The organism is Devosia ginsengisoli (genome assembly GCF_024707105.1).
Lineage (GTDB): Bacteria > Pseudomonadota > Alphaproteobacteria > Rhizobiales > Devosiaceae > Devosia > Devosia ginsengisoli_A.
The window spans coordinates 37,968-56,845 of sequence record NZ_JANQAJ010000012.1 but is presented as its reverse complement, the minus strand read 5'-3'; the positions used below and the strand labels follow the sequence as shown (position 1 = coordinate 56,845).

Sequence of the window (18,878 nt, the reverse complement as noted above, 5' to 3'; positions counted from 1 at the left end):
AAACCCCTGTTAGACCCATTTCATGATCAAGCGTTTCTTTTCCTATTACGCCCCTTACAAGGGCCTGTTCGCCCTCGACTTCGGCAGCGCCGTTATTGCCGGCTTGCTCGAACTCGCCTTTCCGCTGGCCGTGGCCTATTTCATCGATACGCTGCTGCCGCAGAATAATTTCGGCCTCATTCTCCTCACCAGCATCGTCCTGCTGGTCATATATAGTCTCACCGCCGTGCTGCGCGGTGTGGTCAACTATTTCGGCCATATGCTCGGCATCCATATCGAGACCGATATGCGCCGCCAGGTCTTTTTCCCATTTGCAGAAGCTCAGTTTCCGCTTCTTCGACAATCACAAGACCGGCCATCTCATCACCCATGTCACCAAGGGTCTGGAGGATATCGGCGAAGTCGCCCATCATGGCCCCGAGGACCTGTTCCTGGCGATCATGACCTTCCTGGGCGCCTTCGTGCTGATGTTCATGACCAATTGGCAACTGGCTGCCATCACGGTCGTCCTGGTGCCGGTCATGACCTGGCTTGTCAGCACCTATGGCGCGCGCATGAACAGCAACTGGCGCGAGCTTTACGGCCGGGTAGGGGACTTCAACACCCGCGTCGAGGATTCCATCGGCGGCGTACGCGTCGTGAAGGCCTTTGCCAATGAAGGGCATGAGGAAAGGCTCTTCGCCGGCAATAACGAAGCCTACCGCACGACCAAGCTGCAGGCCTATGCGCTGATGACCGCCAGCAATGTGGTCACCTTCCTCAGCACCCGCCTCATCCAGCTCGCCGTCATGATCTTCGGCGCCTGGATGGTGACGCGCGGCGATCTTTCCTATGGCGGTTTCGTCAGCTTCCTGCTGCTGGTCAATGTCTTCATGCGCCCGATAGACCAGATCACGCAGGTGCTCGAAATGTATCCCAAGGGCATTGCCGGTTTCACCCGCTTCACCCAGTTGATCGATACCGAACCCGACATTGCCGACCGCCCCGGCGCCAAGGTTGTCAATCACCTGCGCGGCGACATCGTCTTCCGCGATGTCAGCTTTTCCTATGAGCATTCCGGCCGCAGGATCATCGATAATCTCAGCCTGGATGTCTCGGCCGGCGAAACCCTCGCCATAGTCGGCCCGTCCGGCGCCGGCAAGACCACACTCTGCGCCCTGCTGCCGCGCTTCTACGAAATCAATGAAGGCGCGATCACCATTGACGGAACCGATATTCGCGACATGACGCAGGCCAGCCTGCGCAGCCAGATCGGTATCGTGCAGCAGGATGTCTTCCTGTTCGGCGGCACTTTGCGCGAAAACATCGCCTATGGCCGGCTCGATGCCAGCGATGAAGAAATTCTTCAGGCCGTGCACAGCGCCCGTCTGGAATCGGTCATCAAGCGCCTGCCTGATGGCCTCGACACTGTTGTCGGCGAGCGCGGGGTGAAGCTTTCGGGCGGGCAGAAACAACGCGTGGCCATTGCGCGTATCTTCCTCAAGAACCCGCCGATCCTGATTCTGGACGAAGCGACCTCGGCGCTGGATACGGCGACGGAAGTGGCGATCCAGCGCTCGCTGGCCGAGCTGTCGCAGGGGCGGACGACGCTGGTCATCGCCCATCGGCTGGCCACTATCCAGCATGCCGACCGCATCGTGGTGATCGATGAAACCGGCATTGTCGAGGAGGGCAGCCACGAGGCTCTCTTGGCCAAGGACGGCGCCTATGCGGTGCTGCACAAGGCGCAGTTCGGGTATCTCGCGGGGTAGGGGGAAGAGTTCATCTCGGACTTCGGTGGCTCCCGTCACCCCACCCTCAATCCCTCCCCATCGAGGGGAGGGGAGGCGCCAGCTCGGAGGCCCGTGTTCATCGTCTCCCTCCCCTTGTGGGGAGGGATCAAGGGTGGGGGTAGGCCGCGCGAACCAGGCTAACGAAGAAGCCCGAAAACGAACACTCCTCCTATGACAGGGGACTGTCACCCGAGTGACTTGGAACCGTCACCCAACTGTCAATCGCCATTGTTAGGCACGCCGGGCTCGCGATCAGACGGGCCGGCAGGAGCCCTCCTGCTGATATTCCGACAGCCAGGAGAGACCCGATGGTTCGCCATTCATTCGCAGCCGGCCTTGCCGCCCTGACCGTAGCCCTATCCTCCAGCATCGCGCTGGCCCAGACCGAAGTCACCTGGTGGCATGCCATGGGTGGCGAGCTGGGCACCAAGCTCGAAGAAATCGCCAATGGCTTCAATGCCAGCCAGTCCGACTATGTCGTGACGCCGGTGTTCAAGGGCTCCTATGCCGAGACCCTCACCGCCGCCATCGCCGCCTTCCGCGCCAATGAGCAGCCGGCCATCGTGCAGGTCTTCGAAGTGGGCACCGGCACGATGATGGCCGCCAAGGGCGCCGTCTATCCGGTCTACCAGCTCATGGCCGACAACAACCAGCCCTGGGACCCGGCCGGCTTCCTCGCTCCGGTGACCGGCTATTATTCGGACACCGACGGCAACATCCTGTCGATGCCGTTCAACTCCTCCACCCCGATCATGTACTACAACAAGGACGTGTTCGAAGCCGCCGGCCTTGACCGTGAAGTCGCGCCCAAGACCTGGGCCGAAGTCGAGGAATTCTCCAGGAAGATCGTCGAGTCCGGCGCTGCGTCCTGCGGCTTCACCAGCGGCTGGGTGAGCTGGATCCAGACCGAGAACCTCTCGGCCATCCACGACCTGCCCTATGGCACGCTGCAGAACGGCTTCGGCGGCCTTGCCACCGAATTCACCTTCAACGGCGAAACCCAGGCCCGTCACTGGGACAACCTGGCCAAGTGGAGCAAGGAAGGCCTGTTCCGCTATGGCGGCCCTGGCGGTGGTGCCGATGCCCCGCCGCTGTTCTATACCGGCGACTGCGCCATCTACATGAACTCGTCGGCCTCGCGCGCCGGCGTCATCGCCAACGCCGCCGGCTTCGAAGTCGGCTTTGCCCCGCTGCCCTATTATGACGACGTCATTGCCGAGCCGAAGAACTCGATCATCGGCGGCGCCACTCTGTGGGTGCTGAATGGCAAGTCGGCTGAAGAATATGCCGGTGCCGCCGCCTTCTTCACCTATCTCAGCCAGCCTGAAGTCCAGGCCGACTGGCACCAGTTCACCGGCTATCTGCCGATCACCAATGCCGCTTTCGAACTGGGCCAGAGACAGGGCTATTACGAAGCCAATCCGGGTTCGGACATTGCCATCGAGCAGATCACCCGCGGCACGCCTTCGGACAATTCCAAGGGCATCCGCTTCGGCAACCTGACCCAGGCGCGTGACGTCATCGACCAGGAATTCGAAGCCGTGCTGGCTGGCACCAAGACCGGCCAGGAAGGCGTGGACGCCGCCGTTGCCCGTGGCAACGAAATCCTGCGCGAATTCGAAGCTGCCAATCAGTAATCGCGACTAGCCGGGCCCGGACACCAGTCCGGGCCCCATTCATCTGCGAGGCTCCATGCAGACCAAGCGCACGATCTTTCCGAACAGGTGGCTGCCCTATGGGTTGCTGGCGCCGCAACTGGCCATCACGCTGGTCTTTTTCATCTGGCCGGCTCTGCAGGCCGTCAAATCCTCATTCGAGCGCGAGGACCCGTTCGGCTTCAAGACGACGTTCATCTGGTTCGCCAACTATTCCAAACTGCTGGCCGACCCGATGTATCTCAACGCGCTGTGGCGCACGCTGATCTTCGCCGTGCTGGTGACCGTGATCGCCATGGGCGTGTCGCTGATCCTCGCCGTGGCAGTCAATCGCCTGCTGCGCTCGGGCCGGGTCTATACGACATTGCTGGTGTGGCCCTATGCCGTGGCGCCTGTCGTGGCGGGCATTCTGTGGTGGTTCATGTTCAACCCGTCCATCGGCATTCTCAGCTATGTGCTGGGCCAGATGGGGGTGACCTGGAACCACCGCGTCAATGCCGACCAGGCCATGATCCTGATCGTGCTGGCCGCGAGCTGGAAGCAGATTTCCTACAATTTCCTGTTCTTCGTTGCGGGGCTGCAATCGGTGCCCGCCTCGCTGTCGGAAGCGGCAGCCATCGACGGGGCAGGGCCCTTCAAGCGGTTCTGGACCATTGTCGTGCCGCTGCTGTCGCCGACGACCTTCTTCCTGCTGATCGTCAATATCAACTACGCCATGTTCGACACGTTCGGCGTCATCGACGCCACCACGTCTGGCGGCCCGGCGCAGTCCACCAATATTCTGGTCTACAAGGTTTATGCCGACGGCTTCCTCGGCCTCAACATTGGTTCATCGGCGGCCCAATCGGTGCTGCTCATGCTCATCGTCATCGTCCTGACCGTGGTCCAGTTCCGCTTCGTCGAGCGGCGCGTGCAGTATTAGGAGCGCTCCATGGTCGAAAACCGCCCCTGGCTGAATGTCCTCACCCATCTGGTGCTTGTTGTCGGCGTCATCATCATCGCCTTCCCGGTCTATCTGGCCGTCATCGCCTCGACCCATGGGCCCGGCGCCTTCCTGAGCAATGTCGTGCCGCTGCTGCCCGGCTCCTACATGCTCGACAATTACGGGCAGATGCTGAGCCAGGGCATGTCCACGTCGGGCGCGCCGCCGCTGACGCTGATGCTGGCCAATTCGCTGGTCATGGCCATCGTCATCGCCGTGGCCAAGATCGCCATATCGATCATCTCGGCCTATGCCATCGTCTATTTCCGCTTTCCCCTGCGGACGCTGGCCTTCTGGATCATCTTCATCACCCTGATGCTGCCGGTCGAAGTGCGCATCATCCCGACCTTCAAGGTGGTGGCCGATCTCGGCCTGCTCAATTCCTATGCCGGCCTGACCATACCCCTGATCGCCTCGGCCACGGCGACTTTCCTGTTTCGGCAATTCTTCCTGACCGTGCCGGATGAATTGATGGAGGCGGCGCGAGTCGATGGGGCCGGGCCGATGAAATTTTTCCGCGATATCCTGCTGCCGCTGAGCCGCACCAATATGGCGGCGCTCTTCGTGATCCTCTTCATCTATGGCTGGATGCAGTATCTGTGGCCGCTGCTGGTGACCACCGACCCCAAATTCTATACCGTCGTCATGGGCATCAAGCGCATGGCCGCTGTTGCCGACGCCGATCCGCAATGGAACCTGGTCATGGCTGCCGTGGTGCTGGCCATGCTGCCGCCGGTTCTTATCGTCATCTTCATGCAGCGCCTGTTCGTCAAAGGCCTGGTGGAAACGGAGAAATAACATGGCCGCCATCGAACTCGCAGGCGTCAAGAAGACCTATCCCGGCGGCGCCCAGGTGATCCACGGCATCGACCTGGCCATCGGCGATGGCGAACTGGTCGTGCTGGTCGGGCCCTCGGGCTGCGGCAAGTCCACCCTGCTGCGCATGATTGCCGGGCTCGAAACCATCAGCGACGGCACGATTTCCATCGGCGGCGCGGTGGTCAATACCAAGGAACCGGCCGAGCGCGACATCGCCATGGTGTTCCAGAATTACGCGCTCTATCCGCATATGACCGTAAGGGGAAACCTCGAATACGGCCTCAAAAACCGCGGCACGCCGCGGGCCGAGATCGATGCCCGCGTCGAAGCGGCGGCGCGGACGCTGGAGATCAGCCAATTCCTCGACCGCAAGCCGCGCCAGCTTTCGGGCGGGCAGCGCCAGCGCGTCGCCATGGGCCGGGCCATCGTGCGCCAGCCCAAGGCATTCCTGTTCGACGAGCCGCTGAGCAATCTCGACGCCAAGCTGCGCGGGCAGATGCGCATCGAGATTCGTCGCCTGCAGCGGAGCCTGGGCACGACCAGCGTCTATGTCACCCATGACCAGCTCGAGGCCATGACCCTGGCCGACCGGCTGGTGGTGATGAATGGCGGGCATATCGAACAGGTCGGCAAGCCCACCGAACTCTATGACCGGCCCGCTTCGCTCTTCGTGGCCGGCTTTATCGGTTCGCCGCCGATGAACCTGCTCGATGTTGCGGCTCTGCAGGCGCTGCCCGGCGTGACACTGCCCGACGCGCTGCCTGATGGAACCGACATTGTCGGCATCCGTCCCGACGCCATTATACTGGGGACCGCGGCGCCGGGGGATATCTTGTTATCGGGGACGGTCGAACTGATCGAACCGGTGGGTGGGGAGAGCCATCTCTATGTACGCGTGGCCGGGCTGGAACAGGCCATGATCATCGTCGCCCAGGGCCGTTCGGAACTGGTCGAAGCGGCCAGCCTGGACTTCGCCCTGCCGGCCGACGCGCTGCATCCATTCAGCCGCGCCACGGGGAAACGGCTGTAACAGGCGTCGCCATGTCGTTGAACCGTCATAATATTCGGCTAGCGCAGCCAGTGTTACGCCACTGCAGGATCGGTCAGTCATGAACTCTGTCACCCTTGGAGAACTGGTTCTCACCAATGCAAGGATCGTGCTGGCCAACGAAGTGCTGGAAGGCTCGCTGCGGGTCGATGGCGGGGTCATCACCGATATCGGTGCGCCGAGCCGGACCGGGCTCGATCTCGACGGGGATTACCTGATCCCGGGCCTGGTGGAACTGCACACCGATCACCTCGAAACCCACTATGCGCCGCGCCCGCGCGTGCGCTGGAATCCGGTGGCCGCGGTGCAGGCGCATGATGCGCAGATCGCGGCTTCCGGCATCACCACCGTGCTCGACGCCATCCGTATCGGGCTCGACGAGGATACCGATGTCAGCGCCGAGGAGATGCGCATTCTGGCCAGGGCGATCCGCGCCGGCATGGATGCCGGGCGCCTGCGCGCCGAGCACCATATCCATCTGCGCTGCGAGGTCTCGGCGCCCGATTGCCTCGACTCGTTCCTCGCCATCAAGGACGATCCGCTGGTGCGGCTGGCCTCGCTGATGGACCATGCGCCGGGCCAGCGCCAGTTCGCCAGCCTCGATGCCTACAAGGTCTATTACCAGGGCAAGACCAAGATGAGCGATGCCGAGCTCGATGCCTTCACGGCCCGGCGCAATGCCCAGTCCGTGGCCCATTCCAGCAAGCATCGCCGCATGATTTCCCAGCTCTGCCACGACCAGGGCATCGTGCTGGCCAGCCATGACGATGCCACCCGCGCCCATGTGGAAGAGGCGGTGGATCTGGGCCTGCATATCGCCGAATTTCCCACCACGTTGGAAGCCGCCAGGGCGTCGCGCCAGGCCGGCCTTTCCATTCTCATGGGCGGGCCGAACGTGGTGCGCGGCGGCTCCCATTCCGGCAATGTGTCGGCGCGGGCGCTGGCCGAGGCCGACCTGCTCGATATCCTGTCTTCGGACTACATTCCCTTTTCTATGCTGCAATCGGCCTTCTCGCTCGCCGACAATGTGGAGGGAGTGAGCCTGTCCAAGGCGATCCAACTGGTGACCAAGCGGCCGGCGGAAGCCGCCGGATTCCATGATCGCGGTGAGATCGCCGTGGGCAAGCGGGCCGACTTCGTGCATCTGCGCGTCGAGGACGGCATTCCCATCGTGCTGACGGTGTGGCGGCAGGGCCAGCGGGTGATATGAGCGGAACCTTCGTCGCCGTAGTCGGCCCCAGCGGGGTGGGCAAGGACAGCCTGATCGGCTTTGCCCGTGAACGACTGGAAGCGGGCGGGTGCGTGGTGTTCGTGCGCCGTGTGGTGACGCGCCCCGCCGATGGCGGCAGCGAAGACCATGACAGCATGGACGAGGCGGCGTTTTCCGAGGCCGAGGCGGCGGGCGAATTCGCCCTGAGCTGGGGCGCGCATGGCCTGCGCTATGGCCTGCCGGTGGCGCTGGAAGACGATCTTGCGGCCGGGCGCGTGGTGGTGGCCAACCTGTCGCGCGGGATGATCCCGGCATTGGTGGCGCGTTACCCCGATGCGCTGGTGGTGGCGGTGACGGCCGACCGCGCGGTGCTTGCGGAGCGGCTGGCGAGCCGGGGGCGGGAGACGGCGGAATCGATAAGGCAGCGGCTGGATCGCAGCGTGGGCGATGGCCTGCCGGCGAGTACGGTGCGGATCGACAATTCCGGGGCGCTTGATGTGGCGGGGATGCAGTTTACCCGGCTGTTGATGGATGTGGCGGGGGTGGAGTCTTTGGTGGATACCCCCTCCTAACCTCCCCTGATAGGGGGAGGAACAGATCGCGTTTGTGGCGCGACCTTGCCCCATTCGCCGGCCGGATTCCTCCCCCTATCAGGGGGAGGCTAGGAGGGGGTATCCCCCTAAACCACCAATTCCATCCGCTCGGCCGGAAAGCGGCTCAGGGCGTAGGATATTGGAATTCCTTCCGAATCCACGTCGACCGCTTCCGAAACCAGCAGGATGGCGCCCGGCGCCAGGCCCAGCAGCTTGGTCTCTTCGACATCGGCATGGCGGGCGGAGATGCGCGTTGAGGCGCGGGCATAGTCTGCTATGCCGTAGCTGGCGAAGACGGCGGTCGTCGATTGCAGCCGGGCGATCCGCTCGGCGAAATCGGGAAACAGCCGATAGGGCAGCCAGGTGGTCGAGCGGGAGATCGGCCGCCCGTCGGCGATGGACAGGCCCTCCGTGCGCACCACTTTGGCGCCGGGCTTGAGGCCCAAAGCGGCGGCTACGGCGGCGGTTGCATTCTCGATACGGTGGCTAAGGCTGTGCGAGACGAGGCTTGCGGCCTGGCCCTTGAGACCTTCGCGAAATCTTGTGCGGCGGCCGATGGGATAGGAGAGGCGCCGGGCGCTGCGGACGAAGGTGCCGCGGCCCTGTTCGGCGCCTACTACACCTTCTTCGGCGAGCACGGCGAGAGCGCGGCGCACCGTGTGGCGATTGGCAGAAAAGCGTTCGGCCAGAAGGGCTTCGGTGGGCAGGCGGTCGCCGCTGGCGAGCTTGCCGCCGACAATGTCGAGGCGGATGGCGTCGGCTATGCGCCGCCACAGGGCCACCCCGCCGGAAACGTCTTTGGAAACTGTCATTGCATTTTCACACGAGAAGCGTAGGACCAGAATAAGGACATTAATTGTCTAGTCTATTAGACAAATCGAGGCAAGCATGCAGACGCAACCCTCCATCGATAGCAGCGCGCGCAAGGCGGCGCTGGATGTGTTGGCCGCCGCCCCGGCGCGGGCTTTGGCCGAGTTGTGGGAAAGCTGGCCCGACAAGCCCGTGCATAAGTTCGTGCGCGGGCCCGAGGTCGGGCTGGTCATGGTGCGCGGCCGCGCTGGTGGCGGCGGGGCGCCGTTCAACCTGGGCGAGGCCAGTGTGAGCCGCGCCAGCGTGCGCATTGTAAGCGGGGAAGTGGGGCACGGGTATTGTTTGGGCCGGGACCTCGCCAAGGCGGAGGCGATCGCTGTCATCGACGCGCTGTGGCAGCGCGATGCTGATGCGGTCGAGGCGCAAATTATCGAGCCGTTGCGGGCCCTTGCGGCGGAGGCCGACGGCAAGAGGCGCGACGAGGCGGCGGCGACACGGGTCGATTTCTTTACCATGGTGCGCGGGGATAACTGAAATGGATATCGGTCTCGACGGTGGATTTGCCGAGCCGGTGCGGCAGGCGCAGAGCAGTTTCCGGGCGATTATGGACGCTTTGGCCAATCCCGGAACGATCAGGAAATTCGCGGATTTGGCGCCCGCACATGGTCCCCTCACGGGCGAATTGGTTAGCACACTGTTAACGTTGAGCGACCAGGACACGTCAATCTGGTTGAGCGATGAGCTGCGCCAGACGGCAGGCGTGGAAGGCTTTGTGGCGTTCCATACCGGCGCGCCGATGGTGAGCGAAACCGGGCATGCGGTACTCGCTTTTGCCGGGTCGGCGAACGAGCTGCCTGACTTCGATGCGTTCAATCTCGGCACGCAGGAATACCCCGACCGGTCGACTACCATCGTGCTTGGCGTGACCGCGCTTGAGGGTGGCGACGAGCTGGTCATTCGCGGGCCGGGAATCAGGGATCACCTCAATATCAGCCCCATCGGGCTGCCCGAGGGTTTCGTGGCGCAATGGGCTGCCAATCGCGAGCTGTTCCCGCGCGGGGTGGACCTGCTGCTGGTGGCCGATGGCGCGGTACTGGCACTGCCGCGCTCGACGCGGATTGCGGAAGGACATTGAGATGTATGTAGCCGTCAAGGGCGGGGAAGCCGCCATTGCCAATGCCCATGCGCTGCTGGCGGACCGAAGGCGCGGCGACCGGTCGGTGCCGGCGCTAAGGCTCGACCAGATCATGGAGCAGCTCGGCCTCGCGGTCGACCGGGCCATGGGCGAGGGTTCGTTGTATGACCGCGAGCTGGCGGCTTTGGCACTGGTGCAGGCGCGGGGCGACCTGATCGAGGCGATCTTTCTGGTGCGGGCCTACCGCACGACGCTGCCGCGCTTCGGCTATTCGAAGCCGGTCGATACCGGGGCCATGCTGATCGAGCGGCGGATTTCGGCGACCTTCAAGGACCTGCCCGGCGGGCAGATGCTGGGGCCGACGTTTGACTATACCCACCGGCTGCTCGACCCGACGATTGTCTCGGACGAGGTGCCCGCGCCGGTGACGCGGGAAGCCGAGGCGGCGCAGGCGCCGCGGGTGACCGACCTGCTGGGGCGGCAGGGGCTGATGGAGCCCGATGGCGAAACCGACCCGGACCGCGAAGTGGGCGACCTGACGCGCGAGCCGCTGGATTTTCCGCTGGATCGCGATCTGCGGCTGCAGGCGCTGGCGCGGGGCGACGAGGGCTTCTTGCTGGCGCTCGGCTATTCGACGCAGCGCGGCTATGGGCGGAGCCATCCCTTTGTCGGCGAAATCCGCATTGGCGAAGTCGCGGTGGAATTCGACGTGCCGGAGCTGGGTTTTGCGGTGAGCCTGGGGCGCATTCGCGTGACCGAGTGCCAGATGGTCAACCAGTTCAAGGGTTCGGCGAAGGTGCCGCCACAATTCACGCGCGGCTATGGGCTGGTCTTCGGACAGGCCGAGCGCAAGGCCATGGCCATGTCGCTGGTCGATCGGGCGCTGCGGGCGAAGGAGTTCGGCGAGGACGTGGTGGCGCCGGCGCAGGACGAGGAATTCGTCATTTCGCACTCGGACAATGTGCAGGCGACGGGGTTCGTCGAGCATCTGAAACTGCCGCATTACGTGGATTTCCAGGCCGAGCTGGACCTGATCCGGCGCATGCGGGCCGAGCATGAAGCGGCCGAACTGAAGGAGGCCGCGGAATGACCACCACCGCCCAATACAATTTTGCCTATCTCGACGAGCAGACCAAAAGGATGATCCGGCGGGCCATTCTCAAGGCCATCGCCATTCCGGGCTATCAGGTGCCGTTCTCCAGCCGCGAAATGCCTATGCCCTATGGCTGGGGCACCGGCGGGGTGCAGGTGACGGCGTCGATCATCGGTCCATCAGATGTGCTCAAGGTCATCGACCAGGGGGCGGATGATACGACCAATGCGGTATCGATCCGTGCCTTCTTCGCCAAGGTGGCGCAGGTGCAAACGACCACGCATACGGGCGAGGCCACCATCATCCAGACGCGGCATCGCATTCCCGAACGCGTGCTGGGGCAGGGGCAGATCCTGGTCTATCAGGTGCCGATCCCCGAGCCTTTGCGGTTCCTCGAACCGCGCGAGACCGAGACGCGCAAGATGCATGCGCTGGAAGAATACGGGCTGATGCATGTGAAGCTCTATGAGGACATCGCCCGGCATGGGCGCATCGCCACGACCTATGCATACCCCGTGAAAGTCGAGGGGCGGTACGTGATGGACCCGTCGCCGACGCCGAAATTCGACAATCCCAAGATGCATATGAGCGAGGCGCTGCAACTGTTCGGGGCAGGGCGCGAGCACCGGATTTATGCGGTGCCGCCGCATACCGAAGTGGTGAGCCTGGACTTCGAGGATCATCCGTTTGCCATCCAGCATTTCGAGGAACCCTGTGCTTTGTGCGGGGCGGAGCAGGTCTATCTGGATGAGGTGATCTTGGATGATCGGGGCGGGCATATGTATGTCTGTTCGGACACCGACAATTGCGAAAGCCGCCGCGCCGAAGGGCATCGCGGAGCACTGGCGGGGCACGCGGTGGAGGCGGCGGAATGAGCAGAGAGACTTTCCCAGTAGACCTCATCCTGAGCCCGTCGAAGGACGAGGTCGTGGCAGGATCGGTGTGCCCGACCTCGTGGTTCGACAAGCTCACCATGAGGTCTTTCAAGGAGCATTGCCATGACTGAACCCCTTCTCCGCGTCGAGAACCTGACTAAATATTACGGCTCCCGCCTTGGCTGCGCCGATGTGAGCTTTGATCTGTGGCCGGGCGAAGTGCTGGCCATTGTGGGGGAATCGGGATCGGGCAAGACCACTTTGCTGAATTCCCTATCGGCCACGCTGGAGCCGAGTGCGGGGCGCACGCTCTATCGCATGCGCGACGGGGAATGGCGCAATATCTATGAATTGAGCGAGGCCGAGCGGCGGTTTCTCGTGCGGACGGATTGGGGCTTCGTGCACCAGAATCCGGCCGATGGGCTACGCATGACGGTCTCGGCCGGCGCCAATGTGGGCGAGCGGCTGATGGCGGTGGGCGACCGGCATTATGGGCATATTCGCGAGACGGCGCTGGACTGGCTCGGGCGGGTGGAGATCGCGGCGGATCGTATCGACGACCAGCCGCGAGCCTTTTCGGGCGGCATGCGGCAGCGCTTGCAGATCGCGCGGAACCTGGTGACGGGGCCGCGGCTGGTGTTCATGGACGAGCCGACGGGTGGGCTCGATGTGTCGGTGCAGGCGCGGCTGCTCGATTTGCTGCGGGGCCTTGTGGGGGAACTGGGGCTGGCGGCTGTCGTCGTGACCCATGACCTGGCCGTGGCGCGGCTGCTGAGCCATCGCATGATGGTTATGAAGGACGGGCATGTGATCGAGGCGGGACTGACGGATCGGGTGCTGGACGATCCGCGCGAGCCTTATACGCAACTCCTGGTTTCTTCGATTTTGCAGGTTTAGCGATGACTGAGACATCCCACCCCCTCATCCGTCTCGCGCTGCGCGCGATCCACCTTCTCCCACGAGGGGAGAAGGTGAACTCCACTCTGGCCCAAACACCAGGTCCCCTTCTCCCCTCGTGGGAGAAGGTGCCCGAAGGGCGGATGAGGGGGTCTTTCCCTGAGCTTGCAGGAGCCATCCAATGACCGCGCTATCCGTCCGCAACCTCGCCAAGACCTTCACCATGCATCTGCGCGATGGGGTGGTTCTGCCGGTGGTGGAGAATGTGAATTTCGAAGTCCAGCCGGGCGAATGCGTCGTGCTGGGCGGGCCATCGGGGGCGGGCAAGAGCTCGATCCTCAAGATGGTCTATGGCAATTACGGCGTCGATGCCGGGGCGATCGTCATCCGGCATCATGGCGAGGCGGTGGATCTGGCTACGGCCGATCCGCGCACGGTGCTGACGCTGCGGCGGGATCTCGATCGGCTATGTCAGCCAGTTTTTGCGCACGGTGCCGCGCGTGTCGGCGCTGGACGTGGTGGCTGAGCCGCTGGTGATCCGCGGGGTGGACCGGGATGAAGCCGGCCAGCGCGCAAAAGAGCTGCTGGCGCGGCTCAACCTGCCGGAGCGGCTGTGGAGCCTACCGCCGGCGACATTTTCGGGCGGCGAGCAGCAGCGTGTGAATATCGCGCGCGGCTTCATCACCGACCATCCGGTGCTGCTGCTGGACGAGCCGACGGCCTCGCTCGATGCGACCAATCGGGCCGTGGTGGTGGCGATGATCGCGGAGAAGAAGGCTGATGGTGTCGCCCTGCTGGGCATTTTCCATGACGAGGATGTGCGGGTGCAGGTGGCGGATCGCATTGTCGATGTGACGGCGTTCGCGCCGAAGGTGGCGGCATGACCCGGCTTGGTGAGAAGCCCTATGTGCATCCCACGGCGCAGGTGACGGGCTCGACGCTGGGGCGCTATACCGAGGTGGGCGCGGGCAGCCATGTGTCGCGCTCGACGCTGGGCGACTATTCCTATTGCGTCGAGAATACGCAGATCGCCTATGCCGAGATCGGCAAGTTCGCCAATATTGCCAGCCATGTGCGGATTTATGCCTCGATGCACCCGATGGAGCGGGCGTCACTGCACCACTTCACCTATCGCTCGAGCTGGTATTTCGAGGGTGAGGCTGATGATGCCGAGTTCTTCGACTGGCGGGCGGGGCAGGGGATCAGTATCGGGCACGATACCTGGATCGGGCATGGCGCGGTGGTGATGCCGGGCGTGCGCATCGGCAATGGGGCGATCATCGGGTCCAATGCCGTGGTGACGAAGGATGTGGCGGATTTCGCCATTGCCGTGGGCGTGCCGGCGCGAGTGATCAGGCAGCGGTTCAGCGACGATGTGGCGGGGCGGCTGGATGTGATGAAGTGGTGGGACTGGAGCCACGAGAAGCTGCATGCGGCGCTGCCGGATTTTCGCAAGCTGGGGGTGGAGGGGTTTCTGGAGAAGTATGCGGGATAGTTTTTTGGTGGGATACCCCCTCCTAGCCTCCCCCTGATAGGGGGAAGGAATCCCATCGAGTTTCCGGCACGATATTGCCACGGCCGCCGGGCGGCTCCTCCCCCTATCAGGGGAGGTTGGGAGGGGGTACTCCGATGCCGCGACACCCCACCACACCTGCCCGGTGCATAGTCACCGAACCGTCATTCAATCGTTATCCCAGCTTCACGTGCCCGCCCTAGGTCTGCCGCAGTTCAACGGCGGGCGACCCTGATGCTGAAGATTTCCAACGTATCGCGACGGTTTGGCGACAAACTCGCCGTCGATGGCGTGAACCTCGAAATCCCGCAAGGGCAGATGGTCGGCGTTATCGGCCGCTCGGGCGCCGGCAAGTCGACCCTGCTGCGCATGATCAACCGGCTGGCCGATGTGTCGTCGGGCTATATCGAATACGGCAATGTGCGCGTCTCGGAGCTGCGCGGGCAGGCTTTGCGGAACTGGCAGCGCGACTGCGCCATGATCTTCCAGCAGTTCAACCTGGTGCCGCGGCTCGACGTCATCACCAATGTCATGCTGGGGCGGCTCAATGGCCGCAATCCGGTGCTGAACCTGCTGCAGGTGTTCTCGCCGGCCGAGCAGCTCGAAGCGCTCAAGGCGCTGGAACGGCTCGATATCGCGGCCACGGCGATGCAATGGGCGCAGACGCTGTCCGGTGGCCAGCAGCAGCGCGTGGCGATTGCAAGGGCGCTGATGCAGGGGCCGAAGATGATCCTGGCGGACGAGCCGATTGCTTCGCTCGATCCGCGTAACGCGCAGATCGTCATGGACAGCCTGCGCGACATCAATGCCGAGGGCATCACCGTCATCACCAACCTGCATACGCTCGATACGGCGCGCGCCTATTGCGAGCGCATCATCGGCATGGCCGCGGGCAAGGTGGTGTTCGACGGCACGCCGGACGAGCTGACCACCGATGTGGCTCGTACCATCTATGGCGCCGACGGGCTCAAGGAAGCCTTTTCGGAGGCGATGACGTCGACCTCCATTGCCCCGGTCGCTCCCATCCGCCTGCCGCGCACGCCGACCAACGCGCAGCAGGCTCCCTGATTTACCGAAGTTCCGCGGCCCGGTTTCCGGGCTGAAGACAAACCCGCGTCACCAAAGGAAGATATCCATGACCGCGATCCGCACGATCCTGCTGGCCTCCGTGGCCCTGACCATGTCCACCGCAGCCTTCGCCCAGGACGTCAATGTCCTGCGCATCGGCCTCGATGGCGGCGAGAACGAGAGCGACCAGCTCCGCCGTTCCGAATGCGTCGTCGACAGCCTCAAGGCCGCCACCGGCGTTGCCGAAGTGCAGTTCTTCCCCTCGCCGGACTATAACGGCGTCATCCAGGGCCTACTCGGCGGCACGATCGACATCGCCATCATGGGCGCCTCGTCCTATGCCTCGATCTATCTCAGCGACCCGGAAGCCGTCGACCCGATCCTGACCACCAAGCAGCAGGACGGCTCGACCGGTTATGTGTCGATCATGGTCGCCCGCGCCGATAGCGGCATCACGGACCTCGCCTCGACCAAGGGCAAGAAGCTCGGCTTCGCCGACCCGGATTCGACCTCGGGCTACCTGGTGCCGAACGTGTCGCTGCCGACCGACCTGGGCATGCCGATCGCCGAATTCTACAGCGAAACCGGCTTTGGCGGCGGCCATGAAAACCTGGTTCTCGGCGTGCTCGACGGCACCTGGGACGTGGGCACCACTTTCGGCTCGGGCCAGGGCAACTGGAGCGAAGGCTACACCACCGGCAACCTGCGCATCATGGTCGACAAGGGCATGCTCGACATGGACGACCTGGTGGAAGTCTGGCAGTCCCCGATCATCCCGAACGGCCCGCTGATGGTCTCCAACAATCTCAGCGACGAGATGAAGGAAAAGGTCCGCGCCTATTTCGTGGGCCTGCCGGCAGCCGATTTCGACTGCTTCGACAGCTTTACCGGCGGCGGCTATGTGGATTTTGCCCCGGCCGACCAGCAGTTCTACCAGACCATCATCGACGCCCGTAAGTCGGTGATCGGCGGCTGAGGCCAGAACGTCCAACAAGCACGGTGTCACCCCGGCGAAGGCCGGGGTCCATCCTGAGGTCGATCAACGCCTCCTGCGCGTGGAGGCATCTCAGGATGGATTCCGGCCTTCGCCGGAATGACACCGTGCATTTTTGAAAGTCCGGTGCCCCATGACCGATGTCCCGCTCTCCCCCGCCAGCGAAACCCTGTTGCGGCACTATCGCAGCCAGGTGCTGACGCGGCGGGTCTATTCGGTGATCGGGGTGCTGCTGGTGCTGGTGGCCCTGTTTGCGGCGATGAATTACGCCAACGCGGCGAACTCGGGAAAGTTCTTCGACCGCATCCCCTATCTCTTTGATTTCCTCAAGAATTTCGTGCCGAACGACCCGCTCGAAATCTTCCGGGCCATGTTCGATATCGAGTCGCCCTATTACGACGGCTCGCTCAAATATGACTACACCTCGGACCGGCACTACCTGACCGAGAGCCTCTACATTCCCAATTTCGTCTACCAGCTCATCATCACGGTCAATATCGCAGTGGTCTCGACCATTATCGGCGGCTCGATCGCCTTCTGCCTGTGCTTCTTCGCGGCCACCAACCTGGTTGGCGCGGGCGCGGTGCGCTGGATCGTGCGGCGCATCATGGAAGTGCTGCGCGCCTTTCCTGAAATCGTCATTGCCGGCCTGCTGACGGCGGTGCTGTCCATCGGGCCGATCGCGGCCATCGCGGCGGTGTCGCTGCATACGATCGGCGCGCTGGGCAAGCTGTTCTTCGAAGTGGTCGAGAATGCCGACATGAAGCCCGAGGAAGGGCTGCGCTCGGTGGGGGCGACCTGGCTGGAGCGGGTGCGCTTCGCCATCGTGCCGCAAGTGCTGCCCAATTTCGTCAGCTACACCTTGCTGCGGGCCGAGATCAATGTGCGCGCCTCGACCATTATCGGCGCGGTGGGCGGCGGCGGTATCGGCGAGGTGTTCCGCCTCTCCATCGGCCGCGACCATGCCGCCAAGACCTATGCCATCGTCATCCTGCTGCTGGTGACCATCGTCTGCATCGACCAGTTCTCGGGCTGGCTGCGGCGCCGGCTGGTGGGCAACCAATCGTTCGAACTGGGCCGGGGAGCCGCATGATGACCGCGATCAGCCTCGCCGAGCGCAGCCGGCTCGAAAAGAAATATCCTGAAGTCTTCCGCCAGAGTTTCATGCGCCGCTGGGGGCTGCTGGTCGGCATCGGGCTGACGCTGCTCTATCTGGTGTTCTGCTGGTTCTTCTTCAGCGTCGGGCCGGCTCTGCAGAACGGCAAGTGGGACCGCGCCGGCATCTATATCCAGGACTGGTATAGCTGGCGGGCGCAGCCGCGGCTGCGCTTCGAGGATGGCGCGGTGGTGCCGCAATGGTCGAGCCGCGGGCAATATGCCGAAGGTGCGGATATCGACTGGCTGACCCCGCATGACGACGGCAGCATGACCGCCACTTTCGGCAGCGACGATGACCGGCTGGACATCACCACCAGCCAGGTGGATGTCTATGTCGATGGCGCGCCCTGGCCGGTGACCATTACCGATGACGGCGCCTTTGCCCCGGAGGGCGCACCTGCTGCCATTGAGCAGGATGGCAGGAAGGTGGTGGTGCATTACGGCTTTGCCGGGCAGGCGGAAATCCGCGACAACCAGGTGGCGGTGCAGCGCCGGTTCCTGGGCTGGGCCAACTTCCTCTACGATCCGCGCTCGCCGCTCTGGGGCAATGACCTGTTCGATACTGTCGGGCTGATCTTTACCGGCCACGGCCAGCAGGTGTTGAGCGAATGGCTGGGCAACCGGGCCTGGCAGCATGCCGATATCCTCGCCAAACTGATGCAGACGCTGGTCATGGCCTTTGTCGGCACGCTGTTCGCCACGCTGGTCGCCTTCCCGCTGGCCTTCGTCGCGGCGCGGACCATCACCCCGAACCGGGCGGCCAACTGGCTGATGAAGCGCGGCTTCGATTTCCTGCGCTCCATCGACATGCTGATCTGGGCCTTGTTCTTCACCCGCGGCTTCGGGCCGGGGCCTATTCCCGGCATTGCGGCGATCTTCTTCACCGATACCGGGGCGCTGGGCAAGGTCTATGCCGAGGCGCTGGAAAATGTGGATGACAAGCAGCGCGAAGGCGTGAAATCGGTCGGCGCGAGCCCGGCTTCGGTCAACCGCTTCGGCGTGGTGCCACAGGTGCTGCCGGTATTCATTTCCCAGTCGCTGTATTTCTGGGAGAGCAATACGCGCTCGGCCACCATTATTGGCGCGGTGGGCGCCGGGGGCATCGGGCTCAAGCTGCTCGAAGCCATGGGCACCAATTCGGACTGGGACAAGGTGGCCTATATGGTGCTGCTGATTCTGGGCGTGGTGTTCCTGTTCGACAATGTATCGAACGCGATCCGCTCGCGACTGATCGGGCCGGCGGCACATTAAGCCGG

General features: G+C 63.6%; 17 protein-coding genes and 2 pseudogenes. 18 read left to right on the top strand and 1 reads right to left on the bottom strand.

From position 1 onward, the window contains the following. The first annotated feature begins 6 nt into the window (after positions 1–6). The 7 genes and pseudogenes from NVV79_RS19440 to phnN all read left to right on the top strand — a co-directional run bounded on the left by NVV79_RS19440 (position 7) and on the right by phnN (position 8,058). Positions 7–1,751 (top strand): annotated as a pseudogene (locus NVV79_RS19440) (ABC transporter ATP-binding protein). A 329-nt stretch (positions 1,752–2,080) separates the two neighbouring features. After that, a complete protein-coding gene (gene ugpB, locus NVV79_RS19435; protein WP_303992953.1) occupies positions 2,081–3,409 on the top strand; it encodes a sn-glycerol-3-phosphate ABC transporter substrate-binding protein UgpB in 1,329 nt (442 codons plus the stop codon). 55 nt (positions 3,410–3,464) lie between these two features. Then, entirely contained in the window at positions 3,465–4,349 is an 885-nt protein-coding gene (gene ugpA, locus NVV79_RS19430) for a sn-glycerol-3-phosphate ABC transporter permease UgpA (RefSeq protein ID WP_303992950.1), read from the top strand. Between the two features lie 9 nt (positions 4,350–4,358). After that, on the top strand, positions 4,359–5,207 hold the full coding sequence (gene ugpE, locus NVV79_RS19425; protein ID WP_303992946.1) for a sn-glycerol-3-phosphate ABC transporter permease UgpE: 849 nt from the start codon (positions 4,359–4,361) through the stop codon (positions 5,205–5,207). Between the two features lies 1 nt (position 5,208). Continuing rightward, positions 5,209–6,258, top strand: a complete 1,050-nt coding sequence (locus NVV79_RS19420; protein WP_303992943.1) for a sn-glycerol-3-phosphate import ATP-binding protein UgpC — start codon at positions 5,209–5,211, stop codon at positions 6,256–6,258. Between the two features lie 79 nt (positions 6,259–6,337). Further along, complete coding sequence (locus tag NVV79_RS19415) at positions 6,338–7,486, top strand: alpha-D-ribose 1-methylphosphonate 5-triphosphate diphosphatase (RefSeq protein ID WP_303992940.1); 1,149 nt, start codon at positions 6,338–6,340, stop codon at positions 7,484–7,486. After that, positions 7,483–8,058 carry a phosphonate metabolism protein/1,5-bisphosphokinase (PRPP-forming) PhnN gene (gene phnN / locus NVV79_RS19410; protein WP_303992937.1) on the top strand — a complete coding sequence of 192 codons (576 nt, stop codon included), beginning with the start codon at positions 7,483–7,485 and terminating at the stop codon, positions 8,056–8,058. Before NVV79_RS19415 ends, phnN begins: the two co-directional genes overlap by 4 nt. A 107-nt stretch (positions 8,059–8,165) precedes the next feature. On the opposite strand, the gene phnF is transcribed toward phnN, so the two are convergent. Then, a complete protein-coding gene (gene phnF / locus NVV79_RS19405) occupies positions 8,166–8,891 on the bottom strand; it encodes a phosphonate metabolism transcriptional regulator PhnF (protein WP_303992933.1) in 726 nt (241 codons plus the stop codon). A gap of 76 nt (positions 8,892–8,967) precedes the next feature. Here phnF and phnG point away from each other — a divergent pair, with 76 nt between their 5' ends. The 11 genes and pseudogenes from phnG to phnE (NVV79_RS19350) all read left to right on the top strand — a co-directional run bounded on the left by phnG (position 8,968) and on the right by phnE (NVV79_RS19350) (position 18,873). Next, positions 8,968–9,423, top strand: coding sequence for a phosphonate C-P lyase system protein PhnG (gene phnG, locus NVV79_RS19400; protein WP_303992931.1), 456 nt, complete (start codon positions 8,968–8,970; stop codon positions 9,421–9,423). 1 nt (position 9,424) lies between these two features. After that, a complete protein-coding gene (gene phnH, locus NVV79_RS19395; protein WP_303992929.1) occupies positions 9,425–10,024 on the top strand; it encodes a phosphonate C-P lyase system protein PhnH in 600 nt (199 codons plus the stop codon). A 1-nt stretch (position 10,025) separates the two neighbouring features. Then, positions 10,026–11,114: a carbon-phosphorus lyase complex subunit PhnI gene (locus NVV79_RS19390; RefSeq protein WP_303992927.1), complete on the top strand. Its 1,089-nt coding sequence runs from the start codon at positions 10,026–10,028 to the stop codon at positions 11,112–11,114. Continuing rightward, on the top strand, positions 11,111–11,992 hold the full coding sequence (locus NVV79_RS19385; protein WP_303992925.1) for an alpha-D-ribose 1-methylphosphonate 5-phosphate C-P-lyase PhnJ: 882 nt from the start codon (positions 11,111–11,113) through the stop codon (positions 11,990–11,992). The genes NVV79_RS19390 and NVV79_RS19385 overlap by 4 nt, the downstream gene beginning before the upstream one ends. Positions 11,993–12,115: 123 nt before the next feature. Beyond that, entirely contained in the window at positions 12,116–12,889 is a 774-nt protein-coding gene (gene phnK, locus NVV79_RS19380; RefSeq protein ID WP_303992923.1) for a phosphonate C-P lyase system protein PhnK, read from the top strand. Positions 12,890–13,070: 181 nt separating this feature from the next. Beyond that, positions 13,071–13,773: pseudogene (phnL, locus tag NVV79_RS19375) on the top strand (phosphonate C-P lyase system protein PhnL). Next, a complete protein-coding gene (locus NVV79_RS19370; RefSeq protein ID WP_303992921.1) occupies positions 13,770–14,384 on the top strand; it encodes a DapH/DapD/GlmU-related protein in 615 nt (204 codons plus the stop codon). The pseudogene phnL and the gene NVV79_RS19370 overlap by 4 nt, the downstream one beginning before the upstream one ends. A 252-nt stretch (positions 14,385–14,636) precedes the next feature. Next, positions 14,637–15,470, top strand: a complete 834-nt coding sequence (gene phnC / locus NVV79_RS19365; protein WP_303992918.1) for a phosphonate ABC transporter ATP-binding protein — start codon at positions 14,637–14,639, stop codon at positions 15,468–15,470. Between the two features lie 67 nt (positions 15,471–15,537). Further along, entirely contained in the window at positions 15,538–16,446 is a 909-nt protein-coding gene (gene phnD / locus NVV79_RS19360; RefSeq protein ID WP_303992916.1) for a phosphonate ABC transporter substrate-binding protein, read from the top strand. A 151-nt stretch (positions 16,447–16,597) separates the two neighbouring features. Further along, positions 16,598–17,557: a phosphonate ABC transporter, permease protein PhnE gene (phnE, locus tag NVV79_RS19355; protein ID WP_303992913.1), complete on the top strand. Its 960-nt coding sequence runs from the start codon at positions 16,598–16,600 to the stop codon at positions 17,555–17,557. Then, positions 17,554–18,873, top strand: a complete 1,320-nt coding sequence (gene phnE / locus NVV79_RS19350) for a phosphonate ABC transporter, permease protein PhnE (protein WP_303992911.1) — start codon at positions 17,554–17,556, stop codon at positions 18,871–18,873. The genes phnE (NVV79_RS19355) and phnE (NVV79_RS19350) overlap by 4 nt, the downstream gene beginning before the upstream one ends. The last annotated feature ends 5 nt before the right edge of the window (positions 18,874–18,878 follow it).